This window comes from Paraburkholderia sp. BR10872, from assembly GCF_040965835.1.
Taxonomy (GTDB): domain Bacteria; phylum Pseudomonadota; class Gammaproteobacteria; order Burkholderiales; family Burkholderiaceae; genus Paraburkholderia; species Paraburkholderia nodosa_A.
Genome location: NZ_JBFRCN010000031.1, coordinates 35198 through 48455, shown reverse-complemented (window position 1 = coordinate 48455; position 13258 = coordinate 35198). Strand labels below are relative to the sequence as shown.

The window sequence follows — 13258 nt, the reverse complement described above, 5'->3', positions numbered from 1 at the left end:
TTCTTCATGACATCCAGCCCATCCCGGCGACCCGGCAAGCCGTCTCAAGGCAAAAAGAGTTCCGCATCGCCCGCGCGCCAGCAGGGCGCGGCGCCGGCGCGCAGCCACGCCGTGCACCTGGCCCCCGATTCGCTGGGCTTTGCGCTCGACCAGGCCGCTCATGCGGTCGGCGCGGTGCGCGCCGGTTCGGCCTTGCCCGCCGCGCTCGCGAGCGCCTTCGCCGCCTTGCCCGCCGCGCTCGCGAGCGCCTTCGCCGCCTTGCCCGCCGACGTCGCGCCGCAGGCTCGCGGCGCTGTGCAGGACATCGCCTATCGCACCATGCGGCGGCTCGGCACGGTCGACTGGCTGATCCGGCAGCGCGTGAGCAAGGCGCCGCCGCCGCTCGTCGCGAACCTGCTCGCCTGCGCGCTGGCGTTGCTCGCCGAGGACGAGGCGAGCGCCGCCTACACGCCGTTTACGGTCGTCGATCAGGTCGTGCGCGCCGGGGGCGCGCGCCGCGAGATCGCCTTCGCGAAGGGGCTCGTCAATGCGGTACTGCGCGGATTTTTGCGCGAGCGCGACACCGCGCTTGCCGCCGCCCAGGCCGATGAAACCGCCCACTGGAACTATCCGCGCTGGTGGATCGACGCGGTCCGCGCCGCGTGGCCCACGCAGTGGCAGGCGATTCTCGCCGCGGGCAACACGCAAGGCCCGCTCACGCTGCGCGTGAATGCGCGCCGCACGAGCGCCGCCGATTACGTCCAGCGGCTCGCCGCCGAAAACATCGCCGCCACGCAGATCGGCGAACACGCCGTGCGTCTGGCCGCCGCGTTGCCGGTGGATCGCATCCCCGGGTTCCTCGCGGGCGACGTGTCCGTGCAGGACGCCGGCGCGCAAGTGGCCGCACAAATCCTCGGCGTGCGTGACGGCATGCGTGTGCTCGACGCGTGCGCGGCGCCCGGCGGCAAGAGCGGCCATCTGCTCGAGCTTGCCGACATCGATCTGGTTGCGCTCGAAAGCGACGCCACGCGCGCTGCGCGCATCGGCGAAAACTTCGCGCGCCTCGGTTTCGCGCAAGACGATCCCGCGCACCCCATGCGGCGCGCATCGATCGTGGTCGGCGACGCGGGCAATCCTGCCGCGTGGCATGACGGCGAAGGCTTCGATCGCATCCTCGCCGACGTGCCATGCTCGGCCTCGGGCATCGTGCGCCGTCATCCGGACATTCGCTGGCTGCGCCGCGAGAGCGACATCCCGGCGCTTGCCGCCGAGCAGCGCCGCATCGTCGATGCGCTGTGGCCGCTCGTGAAGCCGGGCGGCGAACTGCTGTACGTGACCTGTTCGATCTTCCCCGAGGAAGGCGAGGCGCAGGCGCGCTGGTTTGAAAGCACCCATGCGGATGCGGTACGATTGGACGCCCCGGGGCAACTGCTGCCCGAGGCATTCGGCGCGCCGGCCCGGGGGCCAGAAGACGGCGCAGCCGGCGAAGCGCGGCACGATGCTGCTGCAAAGGCCGAAGTGACGACGACGGTCTTTCCCGTTCCCGATCGCACCGCAGATCACGACGGATTCTTCTACGCGCGCTTTCAGAAACGGTGACCATCAAACGCTTCTTCCCGCTGCGGTTCGCGGCCCTGATCTGGCTGGTGCTTGCCGTCGTCGGCTTCGTGGCCGCCGCGCCGGCGCGCGCCGACTCGATCTCGGTGCAGCGCGCGTCGCTCCAGGCCGACAGCAACGGCTGGAGCCTCGACGCCCGTTTCGACTTCGACCTCAACAGCAGCCTGGAAGACGCGGTCAACAAGGGCATTCCGCTCTACTTCACCACCGACTTCGAGCTCACGCGCGCGCGCTGGTACTGGTTCGACGAACAGCCGGTGAGCGTTTCGCAAAGCATTCGCCTGTCGTTCCAGCCGCTCACGCGCGAGTACCGCGTCTCGAGCGGCGGTCTGCAGCTCGGCTTCTCGACGCTCGCAGAAGCGCTCGCGGTCATCAAGCACGTCACCTCGTGGCACGTGATCGATCGCAACGACGTGCACGCCGGCGAAACGTACACGGCCTCGGTGCGCATGCAGCTCGACGTCGCGCTGATGCCCAAGCCGTTCCAGATCGACGCCGTGAACAACCGCGACTGGAACCTCGCTTCCGACTGGAAGCGCTTCAACTTCACGGTGACCGAACGTGCTAAATAAAGTACGCCGCGCCACCAGCTTCAGCAGCGTCGTCGTCAAGCTGCTCGTCTCCACCGTCGCGTTCACCGCGACGCTGCTGCTCGTCCTGCTCGCCGCGGCGAGCGCGAACACCGAGTTCTTCGACCGCTACTACGGCTGGCTCTACGCGGCCAATATCGTCGTCGCGCTGATCTTCCTGTCGGTGGTCACGGCGCTCATGATCGTGATCGTCGTGCGCTTGAGGCGCGGCAAGTTCGGCACGCGGCTGCTCGCAAAGCTCGCGTTCTTCTTCGCGCTCGTGGGCGTGGTGCCGGGCGGCATCATCTATATCGTTTCCTATCAGTTCGTCTCGCGCTCGATCGAGTCGTGGTTCGACGTGAACGTGGAAACCGCGCTCACCGCCGGCCTGAATCTCGGCCGCGGCATGCTCGACGCCTCGCTCTCCGACCTGCAAACCAAGGGCCGTCTGATGGCGGAGCAGATCGCGAACGGCGATTCGGCAGGCACGACGCTCACGCTGCTGCGCGCGCGCGACCAGTTCGGCGTGCAGGACGCGATGATCGTCGAGCCGGTGCGCAGCATGTCGGGCGCGGCGCCCGACATGCACGTGGTGGCGCAGGCGTCGAGCAACTTCTCGTCGCTCATGCCCGCCGACATGCCCACGGCGCTCATGATCGATCAGGCGCGCGGGCGCGGCTATGCGGCGATCGAAGGCGAAGTGGACGGCGACCCGCATCAGCTTGGCTCGAAGGGCGCGCTTCGATTGCGGGTGGTCACCCGCATTCCCGATGCGAACACAACGGATCTGCAGCCGGTCGAGCGTTTCCTGCAGCTCGAGCAGCCGGTGCCGGCCGCGCTCGCGCGCAACGCCGACGCGGTGCAGCGCGCGTATCGCGAGTACCAGGAGAAGGCGCTCGGCCGCACGGGCCTGCGCAAGATGTATATCGGCACGCTCACGCTCGCGCTTTTCCTCGCCACTTTCGTCGCGATGATGCTCGCGCTCGCCCTCGGCAACCAGCTCGCGAGGCCGCTCTTCCTGCTCGCGCAGGGCACGAAGGAAGTGACCGAGGGCGACTACACGCCCAAGCGCGAAATCAAGTCGCGCGACGAGCTGGGCTTCCTCACGCAGTCGTTCAACGCGATGACGCGCCAGCTTTCCGAAGCGCGCCAGGCCGTGGAGAAGAACCGCGTCGCGCTCGAGCATTCGAAGGCGTACCTCGAGAGCATTCTCGCGAACCTCACGGCGGGCGTGTTCGTGTTCGACCGGCAGTTCCGCCTCACGACGGCGAACCCCGGCGCGGAGCGCATTTTCCGTCAGCCGTTCCAGACGCAGCTCGGCGTCGCGCTCGATCACATCGGCGCGCTCACGGAGTTCGGCGCGATGGTGCGCAAGGCCTTCGCCGACCAGGAAGCTTCGCGCGGCGATGGCGATCAAGAGCGCGGCCATTGGCAGCAGCAGTTCTCCGTGCCGATTCCGGGCGAGACCGATCCGCTCACGCTGCTCGTGCGCGGCGCGCGCCTCGTATCCGACACGGGCCGCGACGCGGGCGACATGCAGACCTCGGGCTACGTCGTGGTGTTCGACGACATCTCCGACGTGATCTCGGCGCAGCGCTCGGTGGCGTGGGGCGAAGTCGCGCGGCGTCTCGCGCACGAGATCAAGAATCCGCTCACGCCGATCCAGCTCTCGGCCGAACGCCTGCAGATGAAGCTCACCGACAAGCTCGCGCCCACCGACGCCGAAGTGCTCAGGCGCGGCGCGACCACCATCGTCAATCAGGTCGCGGCGATGAAGCAGATGGTCGACGACTTCCGTGATTACGCGCGCACGCCGCCGGCGGTGCTCGCGAACCTGCAGCTCAATGAACTCGTGAGCGAAGTGCTCACGCTCTACGGCGCGGAAGAAGGCAAGAGCGCGATCAAGGTCGAGCTCTCCGAATTGCCCGTGATACGCGGCGACGCGACACAATTGCGTCAGGTGATCCACAACCTGCTGCAAAACGCGCAGGACGCGGTGGCCGACACGCAGAATCCTCGCGTGACGCTCGAGACCCGCGCCGTAGAATACGGAGACCCCGACGCGCAAGGACGCACGCGCGTGGCGGTTCGTCTCACGGTATCGGACAACGGCCCGGGTTTCCCGGCGCGCATTCTCACGCGTGCGTTCGAACCCTATGTGACGACCAAGGCCAAAGGAACAGGACTCGGGCTTGCGATGGTCAAGAAGATCGTCGACGAGCACGGCGCGCGCATCGACATCCGCAATCGAATGAGAGCGGGCGATGTGATCGAAGGCGCGCAGATCTCGATTCTCTTTCTCCAGTTGGCAGACGATGCCGCCACGCCCGGACCCGGCCGATCCGGGGAGGGGCAGGCGCGTGCCGAAGCGGAGCAAGGATCAAAAGCAACAGTGCAGACAAGGGCAGCGTAAATGGCAACCATCCTGGTGGTAGACGATGAAATGGGCATCCGGGAATTGCTCTCGGAGATCCTCAGCGACGAAGGACACGTCGTGGAGCTCGCGGAAGATGCGCAGCAGGCGCGCGACTTCCGGCAGCGCCACGTGCCGGATCTCGTGCTGCTCGATATCTGGATGCCGGACACCGATGGCGTGACGCTGCTCAAGGAATGGGCCGCGCAGGGCCATCTCACCATGCCGGTCATCATGATGTCGGGGCACGCGACCATCGACACCGCCGTCGAGGCGACGAAGATCGGCGCGCTCAACTTCCTCGAAAAACCGATCGCGCTGCAAAAGCTGTTGAAGGCGGTCGAGCAGGGGCTCGCGCGCGGCACGGCCGCGCCGGTCGCGCCGGCCACAGCGGCGGCAGCGGGGAAGACGGCGGCGGGTGGACCCGCGGTCGTGGCATCCGCGGCGGCGCTGCCGGTACTGGGCGCCGACGGCGTGCATGGCATGCAGGCGGCGGCCACGCAAACGGCATCGATCTCGTTCGATATCCCGCTGCGCGATGCGCGCGACGCGTTCGAGCGTGCCTACTTCGAGTACCACCTCGCGCGCGAGAACGGCAGCATGACGCGCGTGGCCGAAAAAACGGGGCTTGAGCGTACGCACCTGTATCGCAAGCTCAAGCAGCTCGGCGTGGACCTCGGCAAGAGCAAGGGCGAATGAACGCGTGCAAGTGAGCGGCGCGGACAGGCGCGTCAATTTTGCGAAAGCCACTTGGCAAGCGCTGATTTCACCGCTATAATCTTCTTTCTTCGTTGGCCCGGTAGCTCAGTTGGTAGAGCAGCGGATTGAAAATCCGCGTGTCGATGGTTCGATTCCGTCCCAGGCCACCAGAATGCAGCCCCAGGAGATCGTTCGATTCCTGGGGCTTTTTCGTTGTGCGCGTTGTCCTGCGGCTTGAGCTCCAGACATCGACGGTATCCGGGGTATAAGGGTGCGCCGATGCCCGTAGAAGGGCCCCGGCCTATACTGCATGAGCCGGCGCGGGGGTTGTCCCTGCCGGCCCGCCGGGCGCCAGGCGACAAAAGCGGGCAAGGAAACCAGCAAAGCGCCAGCAACGAAAGCATTCGCGCGGAACCTCATACACGGAGTTTCACGGTGACTCGAACAGAAGCCAAAGGCGCGCTCGTCCTGTTTTCCGGCGGCCAGGATTCGGCCACGTGCCTCGCATGGGCGCTCGACCGCTACCAGAGCGTCGAAACGCTCGGCTTCGATTACGGCCAGCGTCATCGCGTCGAACTGGAATGCCGCGAGGGTTTTCGCGCGGCGATCGCCAGCACGTTCCCCGAGTGGGGCGAGCGTCTCGGCGACGATCACATGATCGACCTCTCGGTGCTCGGCTCGATCAGCGACACGGCCATGACGCGCGAGATCGAGATCGAAACCGCCGCGAGCGGCTTGCCGAACACCTTCGTGCCTGGCCGCAACCTGATGTTCATGCAGATCGCCGCGGCGATCGCTTATCGTCGCGGGCTCACGGTGCTCGTGGGCGGGATGTGCGAAACCGACTTCTCGGGCTATCCCGACTGCCGCGACGACACGATGAAGGCGCTGCAGGTCGTGCTCAATCTCGGCATGGACACGCGCTTCGTGCTGGAAACGCCGCTCATGTGGCTCGACAAGGCCGATACATGGCGCCTCGCCGAAAAGCTGGGCGGCGAAGCGCTGGTGGATATGGTCCGCGTGGAAACGCACACCTGCTACCTGGGCGAGCGCGCGGAGCTTCACGCGTGGGGGTTCGGCTGCGGCGAGTGCCCGGCGTGCAAGTTGCGCAAGCGCGGGTATGAAGCGTATCTCGCCGGCGAGAACGTGACGGAAGCCCCGGCCTGAGTGTTAGCCTCGGGCCGCGCGCGTCACTTTCGCGGTGAATGAATACGGCCAGGGCCGCGCACGGGCGGCGCGCCCCCCCCGCCGACACGATGATTTCGCGCCCGAGACCAACCGGCTTTGCACGCGCCTTGCGCGCATGAGCCAGAACCAGGCTGCACGATGACTTACGCGGTAAAGGAAATTTTCTACACATTGCAGGGCGAGGGCGCGAACGCCGGGCGTCCGGCCGTGTTCTGCCGGTTCGCCGGCTGCAATCTCTGGTCGGGCCGCGAGGAAGATCGCGAGCGGGCCGTTTGCCGCTTCTGCGACACCGACTTTGTCGGCACCGATGGCGAGAACGGCGGCAAATTCCGCACGCCGGAAGAACTCGTCGCGCAGATCGCCTCGCTGTGGCCCGAAGGCGAGGGCAACCGCTTCGTGGTCTGCACGGGCGGCGAGCCGATGCTGCAGATCGACCAGCCGTTCGTCGACGCGCTGCACGCCGCCGGTTTCGAGATCGCGATCGAAACGAACGGCTCGCTGCCGGTGCTGGAAACGATCGACTGGATCTGCGTGAGCCCGAAGGCCGACGCGCCGCTCGTCGTCACGAAGGGCAACGAGTTGAAGGTTGTCGTGCCGCAGGAAAACCAGCGCCTGGCAGAGTACGCGAAGCTCGATTTCGAGTATTTTCTCGTGCAGCCCATGGACGGCCCGTCGCGCGACCTGAACACGAAGCTCGCCATCGACTGGTGCAAGCGCCATCCGCAGTGGCGCCTGTCGATGCAGACCCACAAATACCTGAACATTCCCTGATTCACGCGAATTTACCTGAAGAAGCGCCGTGCTGACGATCACCCGAAAACTCGAATTCGACGCGGGCCACCGCATTCCCGACCACCGCAGCCAGTGCCGTAATCTGCACGGCCATCGCTACGTGCTCGAAATCACGCTGGAAGGCGACCTCGTCGAAACCGAGGGCGCGCCCGACCGCGGCATGGTGATGGACTTCGCCGACGTGAAGTCGCTCGCGAACCAGCATCTCGTCGATCTGTGGGATCACGCGTTCCTCGTCTTCGCGGGCGATACGCAGGTGCGCGGCTTCCTCGAAACGCTGCCGGGCCACAAGACAGTCGTGATCGACCGCATTCCGACCGTGGAAAACCTCGCGGCCATCGCATTCGACATTCTCGCGAACGTGTACGACGCGCACTATGGCGTGAATCTGCGCCTGCACAAGCTGCGCCTGTACGAGACGCCGAACTGCTGGGCCGAAGTCACGCGCGACTGACGCGAGCAGGACCCCGCCTCAGTCGTTTCACCCGCCGCTTCACCCTCGCTCCGACGACCCGCGCAAGGCGGGTTTTCCGTGCCGACCGCCAGGTTTTTGTCGCGGTATGATCATTGCCGCAAGGCCTGCGCATCCCCGCGCGCGGCCCGACAAACACATAACGGAGCGAGACCTGCCGGCTGCCGCGCTGCCGGGCGACACCGCCCGCGCCTGGCGCGTGCGCCCCGCGGCCTCGCCGGGAGCACGGCGATGAGCACCTTCACCAATCCCCTCAAGGAACGCCTCAAGGAGGCGGACGCGCTATTCGGCTTATGGCTTTCGATGGGCAGCGAGACCGCCGCCGAGGCGCTCGCGCACGCCGGCTTCGACTGGCTGTTGATCGACATGGAGCACACGCCCAACGACAGCGCCGACACCATCGCGCAACTGCGCGCCATCGCGGCCGCGCATCTGCCCACCGAGCCCGTGGTGCGTCTGCCGGACAGCGAGCCGTGGCTCGTGAAGCATGTGCTCGACGCGGGCGCGCGCACGGTGATGTTCCCCAACGTGGCCTCGGCTGAAGAGGCCGCACGCGCTGTGAGCCTCACGCAGTACCCCGACGCGCGCACGCCCGGCGGCCAGCGCGGCGTGGCGGGCGTGGTGCGCGCGGCGGCCTACGGCATGCGGCGCGATTACCTTCAGGGCGCGAACGCGCAGATCGCGACGATCGTGCAGATCGAGTCGGCGGCGGCACTGGCCGAAGTCGAGAAGATCGCGAAGGTGCCGGGCGTCGACTGCCTGTTCGTGGGTCCCGCCGATCTGGCCGCGAGCCTCGGCCATCTCGGCGACTCGAAGCATCCGGACGTCGTCGCCGCCGTGCAGCGCATCGTCGCGGCCGCGCGCGAGGCGGGCGTCGCGGCAGGCATCTTCGCCATGGATGCGGCCGCCGCCAGGCAGTATCGCGAGATGGGTTTCAGCTTCATCGCCCTGGCCGCCGACGTGATATGGCTCGTGCGCGCGACACGCCAGGCGCTGCAGGAGGCGAGATCATGAAGCGTCCGAAAGCGCTTTTCGGGCGTGCGCGCGCGCTCGCCATCGGCTGTCTCGCGGCTGCTGCGCTCGGTGTGAGCGGAGTGACGGCAGCCGCCGACGCCGCGAGCGCCACCGCGGGCGCGGAGTCCGATCCGCAAACGGCCAACGCCGTTGCCGACTACAACGCGGGCAACCTCAGCGCGGCGCGCGCCGAGTTCCTGGCGGCGGCCGAGCGCGGCAACCGGCTGGCGGAGTTCAACTACGCGATGATGCTCGTGAACGGCGAAGGCGGGGCCGCCGACGTGGGCGAGGGCCGCAAGTGGCTGCGCAAGGCGGCGGACGCGAACATGTCGCACGCGCAGTACGTGTACGGCAAGATGTACGACGACGGCGACTTCGTCGAGCGCGATCCCGTGCAGGCGCACCAGTGGTTTCTCAAGGCGGCGAAGCAGGGTCACGTGCAGGCGGAGCTGGCGCTCGCGAACCAGTACCTCGACGGGCGCGGCACCACGCGCGACAACAAGCAGGCGTTCTACTGGTACAAGAAGGCCGCCGAGGGCGGCGACATGACCGCGCAATACGTGACCGGCTCGTTCTACGAGCGCGGCGGCGACGGCGTGCCGAAGAACCTCAACGTCGCGCGCGCGTACTATGCCGCCGCGGCGGCGCAGGGCGATCCCGTGGCGCGTTTGAAGTACCAGCAGTTGAGCGCGCAGCTGATGAAGTCGGCGCCCACCCAGTAAGCGCCAGCAAGCGACCGCGAAACGAAAACGCGCCGTTCAATGTCGGCGCGTTTTTTTTGGTTGCTTCGATCTCTGCGATCGGGCGGGCATAGCTGCCCGCCGCGCCTTCAACTCTGCATCAACCGCTTCTGGCGTCCCACGCTCATGATGAGCCCGATCGCCACGCCGAGCGTGGTGAGTGCCGTGCCGCCATAACTCATGAACGGCAGCGGCACGCCCACCACGGGCAGGATGCCGCTCACCATGCCGATGTTGACGAACGCATAGGTAAAGAACGCCATCGTGAGCGAGCCGGCCAGTAATCGCCCAAAGAGCGTCGAGCCGTTCGCGGCGATATAGAGCCCGCGCGCGATCAGACACATATAGAGCGTGAGCAGCACGAGGCCGCCCGCGAGGCCGAACTCTTCGGAGAACACCGCGAAGATGAAGTCGGTGTGCTTTTCGGGAATGAACTCCAGGTGCGACTGTGTGCCCTTCAACCAGCCCTTGCCGAGCGGGCCGCCCGAGCCGATCGCGATCACGGCCTGGATGGTGTGGAAGCCCTTGCCGAGCGGATCGGAGGTCGGGTCGAGCAGCGTGCAGATGCGGTGCTTCTGGTAGTCGTGCATGAGCGGCCAGTTCACCTGCGGCTGGCAGATCTTGTCCTGGAACGCCGCGATCGAGGCCACCGCGATCACGCCTGCGATCAGCACCGGCACGATCAGCTTGAACGAGAGCCCCGCGAAATAGATGACGAAGAGGCCCGACGCGAACACGAGCACCGCGGTGCCCAGGTCCGGCTGCTTGGCGATGAGCCCCACCGGCACGAGCAGAATCACGAAGCCGACGACGAAGTCGTACCAGCGCATCACGCCTTCGCGGCGCTGGTAGTACCAGGCGAGCATGAGCGGCGTGGCGATCTTGAGGATTTCCGAGGGCTGAATCACGACGCCGACGTTGATCCAGCGCTTTGCGCCCTTGCGCGTGAGGCCGAATAGCGCCACGGCGATGAGCAGCGCGATGCCGAAGGTATAGATCGGCACCGCGAAGCGCATGAGCGTGTTGGGCGGCACATTGGCGAGCGCCCACATCAGCACGAAGGTGAGCATGATGTTGCGCAGCTGGTCTTCCACGCGGCCCGGCACGTCGAGGCTCGCGCTGTACAGCGTGACGATGCCCACGCACAGCAGCAGGAACACGGTGAGCGCGAGCGGTCGGTCGAAGCCGAGGAACATCTTGCGCAGCGTGTCGAGCACCGCGCGCTTGTCGATCTTGTCGAACTGAAGGAAAGGCATGGTGGTTCCTTACTCGTCGATGCCGCCCGTTGCGGGCTTGGGCGGCGGTGCGAGCGTAGCCGCGTCGCTCGCGCTGGCGGGGCGGTGCGGGCGATGGGGGCCAGGGCCGAAGTGGCGGGGCACGGAGGCGGGCGCGGGGCGGGCGGCACCCGTGTCCGCCGTGCCGTTCGTGCCGCCGGTGCCGCCGTTCACGGCGTCGGTTGTGGCGGGCGCATCGGGGCTAACGTTCTGGCGTGGCTGGCGAGTCTTGCCGGCGGCGCTGCTTGCGGGCGTAGCCCGCGCCGCCGCGCCGGGGGCCGCAGGCGCAGCGGAGGCAGGCGCAGCAGCGGCCGCGCCCGAGGCTTCCGAAGCCGCCGCAGCAGCAGCCGAAGCAGCCGCAGCCGCAGATGCCGCGCCGGGAATCGGCAGCGGCGTGAAGCCGGCTGCGACCCGCACCGGCTGTGCGGCCGGTGTGGCCGGTGTGGCCGGGGCAACGCCCGAGGCCCCCGTGGCTGCTGAAGCCGCCGATGCCGCCTCAGGCGGCGCGCCGATCACGGGCGCGGACGCGTCCTCCGTGGCCGAAGCCGCCGCGCTCACGGCCGCCTGCTCGACGCCGGGCTTGAGCCGGTCGACGAGCCAGTAATCGAGCACGCGGCGGGCGATCGGACCTGCGGCCTGTGCGCCCCAGCCGCCGTTTTCGACGATCAGCGCGACGGCGATCTGCGGCTTCTCGGCTGGCGCGAACGTGATGAAGAGCGCGTGGTCGCGCAGATTTTCGGCGAGCGCATGCGCCTTGTACTTGCCGCCCTGCAGCGAGAAGACCTGCGCCGTGCCGGTCTTGCCCGCCGAGGTGTACGGCGCGTTGCGGAACACCTGGTAGGCCGTGCCCGACGGATTCATCGTCACGTTTTCCATGCCGCGCTTGACCACGTCGATATCGGTCTGGCTCACGTTCAGGCGCCCGCTTTCGCTCGGCACCGTGAGGCGCTCCTGCTTCGTGATCGGATTCTCGATCTCCTTCACGAGGTGGGGCTTCATCAGAATGCCGTTGTCGGCGAGCGTGGCCGTGGCATGCGCGAGTTGCAGGATCGTGAACGAGTTGTAGCCCTGGCCGATCCCGAGGCTGATCGTCTCGCCCTCGTACCAGCGCTGCTGCTCGGGCTTGCGGTACGCCTTGCGCTTCCATTCGGTGGAGGGCAGGATGCCGCGCGCCTCGCCCGCGATGTCGATGCCGGTGAGCTGGCCGAAGCCGAGCGGCTTCATGAAGTTGGCGATGTTGTCCACGCCCAGGTCGTGCGCGAGCATGAAGAAGTAGGTGTCGTTCGACACCATGATCGCGCGGTTCATGTCGATCCAGCCCTGGCCCGAGCGCACGTCGTTGTTGAAGCGGTGGCCGCCGAACATGTAGTAGCCGGGGTCGGAAAAGCCCCACTGCGGCGTGCGCTTGTGCAGCGTGAGCGCGGCGAGCGCCATGAACGGCTTGTAGGTCGAGCCCGGCGGGTAGGTGCCGTGCAGCGGACGGTTCAGGAGCGGGTGATCGGGCGAGTTGTTGAGCTCGTCCCAGGTCTGCTGGTCGATGCCGTCTACGAACGAGTTCGGGTCGAAGCTCGGTGCCGAGACGAACGCGAGAATGTCGCCCGTGGACGGCTCGATGGCCACAAGCGCGCCGCGCTTGCCCGCGAAGGCCTGCTCGGCCACCTGCTGCAGACCGATGTCGATCGACAGCACGAGGTTGTTGCCGGGCGTGGCCTGGGTGCGCGAGAGCGTGCGCACGGGGCGCCCGCCCGCCGTCACTTCCACTTCCTCGAAGCCGGTCAGGCCGTGCAGCTCGGTTTCGTAGCTTTGCTCGACGCCGATTTTGCCGATGTAGTCGGTGCCGTTGTAGTTGTTCGCGTCCAGACGCGGATCGTAGTGCTCGGGATCGCTGTCGTTCTTGTCGGAGAGGTCGTCGATGCGCTCCTGGTCGCGCTGCGAAATCCGGCCGATATAGCCGATCACGTGCGCGGCCGTGGGCCCGAGCGGATATTGGCGGAACAGGCGCGCGCGCACTTCCACGCCGGGGAAGCGGAAACGCTGGGCGGTGAAGCGCGCGACTTCGTCGTCGGTGAGGCGCGTGCGGATCGGCAGGCTCTCGAAGTTCTTCGAGTCTTCGAGCAGCTTCTTGAAGCGGCGGCGGTCGCGCGCATCGATCGGAATCACGGTCGAGAGCTCGTCGATCGTGTTGTCGAGCGTGTCGGCGAGCTTCGAGGGTGTGATTTCGAGCGTGTACGCCGAGTAGTTCTTCGCGAGCACGACGCCGTTGCGGTCGGTGATGATGCCGCGGTTCGGCACGATCGGCGCGACGGAAATGCGGTTTTCGTCGGCCTGCAGCGAATACTTGCTGTGGTTCCAGACCTGCAGATAGAGGAAGCGGAACGCGATCAGCCCGAAGCAGACGAACACGAACAGCCCCGCCGCCGCGACGCGCAGGCGGAACTTCGTGAGCTGCTGCTGGGTGTCCTTGAATTCGGTCATGCTGTCAGACCCAGGCGCCGCGGTTC

General features: G+C 67.1%; 11 protein-coding genes and 1 tRNA gene. 10 read left to right on the top strand and 2 right to left on the bottom strand.

Going from position 1 to position 13258, the window contains the following annotated elements; genetic code table 11:
- Nucleotides 1-6 precede the first annotated feature (6 nt).
- The 10 genes from rsmB to AB4Y43_RS23115 all read left to right on the top strand — a co-directional run bounded on the left by rsmB (nt 7) and on the right by AB4Y43_RS23115 (nt 9465).
- A complete protein-coding gene (gene rsmB / locus AB4Y43_RS23160) occupies nt 7-1578 on the top strand; it encodes a 16S rRNA (cytosine(967)-C(5))-methyltransferase RsmB (RefSeq protein ID WP_368728881.1) in 1572 nt (523 codons plus the stop codon).
- Entirely contained in the window at nt 1575-2168 is a 594-nt protein-coding gene (locus AB4Y43_RS23155) for a DUF4390 domain-containing protein (RefSeq protein ID WP_069264766.1), read from the top strand. Before rsmB ends, AB4Y43_RS23155 begins: the two co-directional genes overlap by 4 nt.
- Nucleotides 2158-4578 carry a PAS domain-containing sensor histidine kinase gene (locus AB4Y43_RS23150; protein WP_069264607.1) on the top strand — a complete coding sequence of 807 codons (2421 nt, stop codon included), beginning with the start codon at nt 2158-2160 and terminating at the stop codon, nt 4576-4578. The genes AB4Y43_RS23155 and AB4Y43_RS23150 overlap by 11 nt, the downstream gene beginning before the upstream one ends.
- Nucleotides 4579-5277, top strand: a complete 699-nt coding sequence (gene esaR / locus AB4Y43_RS23145; RefSeq protein WP_069264609.1) for a response regulator transcription factor EsaR — start codon at nt 4579-4581, stop codon at nt 5275-5277. It abuts the gene before it with no gap.
- Nucleotides 5278-5371: 94 nt separating this feature from the next.
- Nucleotides 5372-5447, top strand: a tRNA-Phe gene (locus AB4Y43_RS23140).
- Between the two features lie 265 nt (nt 5448-5712).
- On the top strand, nt 5713-6444 hold the full coding sequence (queC, locus tag AB4Y43_RS23135) for a 7-cyano-7-deazaguanine synthase QueC (protein WP_368728880.1): 732 nt from the start codon (nt 5713-5715) through the stop codon (nt 6442-6444).
- A gap of 159 nt (nt 6445-6603) precedes the next feature.
- Nucleotides 6604-7236, top strand: coding sequence for a 7-carboxy-7-deazaguanine synthase (gene queE, locus AB4Y43_RS23130; protein ID WP_368728879.1), 633 nt, complete (start codon nt 6604-6606; stop codon nt 7234-7236).
- 31 nt (nt 7237-7267) lie between these two features.
- A complete protein-coding gene (gene queD, locus AB4Y43_RS23125; RefSeq protein WP_028203213.1) occupies nt 7268-7711 on the top strand; it encodes a 6-carboxytetrahydropterin synthase QueD in 444 nt (147 codons plus the stop codon).
- A gap of 249 nt (nt 7712-7960) precedes the next feature.
- Nucleotides 7961-8743 carry an HpcH/HpaI aldolase/citrate lyase family protein gene (locus AB4Y43_RS23120; RefSeq protein ID WP_069264618.1) on the top strand — a complete coding sequence of 261 codons (783 nt, stop codon included), beginning with the start codon at nt 7961-7963 and terminating at the stop codon, nt 8741-8743.
- Nucleotides 8740-9465 (top strand): tetratricopeptide repeat protein, encoded by a 726-nt coding sequence (locus tag AB4Y43_RS23115; RefSeq protein ID WP_083245245.1) that lies wholly within the window; start codon nt 8740-8742, stop codon nt 9463-9465. The genes AB4Y43_RS23120 and AB4Y43_RS23115 overlap by 4 nt, the downstream gene beginning before the upstream one ends.
- A 107-nt stretch (nt 9466-9572) precedes the next feature.
- On the opposite strand, the gene rodA is transcribed toward AB4Y43_RS23115, so the two are convergent.
- Entirely contained in the window at nt 9573-10739 is a 1167-nt protein-coding gene (gene rodA / locus AB4Y43_RS23110; RefSeq protein WP_133183262.1) for a rod shape-determining protein RodA, read from the bottom strand.
- Nucleotides 10740-10748: 9 nt separating this feature from the next.
- The gene (gene mrdA, locus AB4Y43_RS23105) at nt 10749-13232 is read right to left on the bottom strand and encodes a penicillin-binding protein 2 (RefSeq protein WP_368728878.1); all 2484 of its coding nucleotides are present in this window, start codon (nt 13230-13232) and stop codon (nt 10749-10751) included.
- Between the last annotated feature and the right edge of the window lie 26 nt (nt 13233-13258).

Coding starts and splice junctions, on each gene's coding strand:
- rsmB (WP_368728881.1), top strand. CDS start 7: ATGACATCCAGCCCATCCCGGCGACCCGGCAAGCCGTCTCAAGGCAAA.
- esaR (WP_069264609.1), top strand. CDS start 4,579: ATGGCAACCATCCTGGTGGTAGACGATGAAATGGGCATCCGGGAATTG.
- queE (WP_368728879.1), top strand. CDS start 6,604: ATGACTTACGCGGTAAAGGAAATTTTCTACACATTGCAGGGCGAGGGC.
- AB4Y43_RS23120 (WP_069264618.1), top strand. CDS start 7,961: ATGAGCACCTTCACCAATCCCCTCAAGGAACGCCTCAAGGAGGCGGAC.
- AB4Y43_RS23115 (WP_083245245.1), top strand. CDS start 8,740: ATGAAGCGTCCGAAAGCGCTTTTCGGGCGTGCGCGCGCGCTCGCCATC.
- rodA (WP_133183262.1), bottom strand. CDS start 10,739: ATGCCTTTCCTTCAGTTCGACAAGATCGACAAGCGCGCGGTGCTCGAC.
- mrdA (WP_368728878.1), bottom strand. CDS start 13,232: ATGACCGAATTCAAGGACACCCAGCAGCAGCTCACGAAGTTCCGCCTG.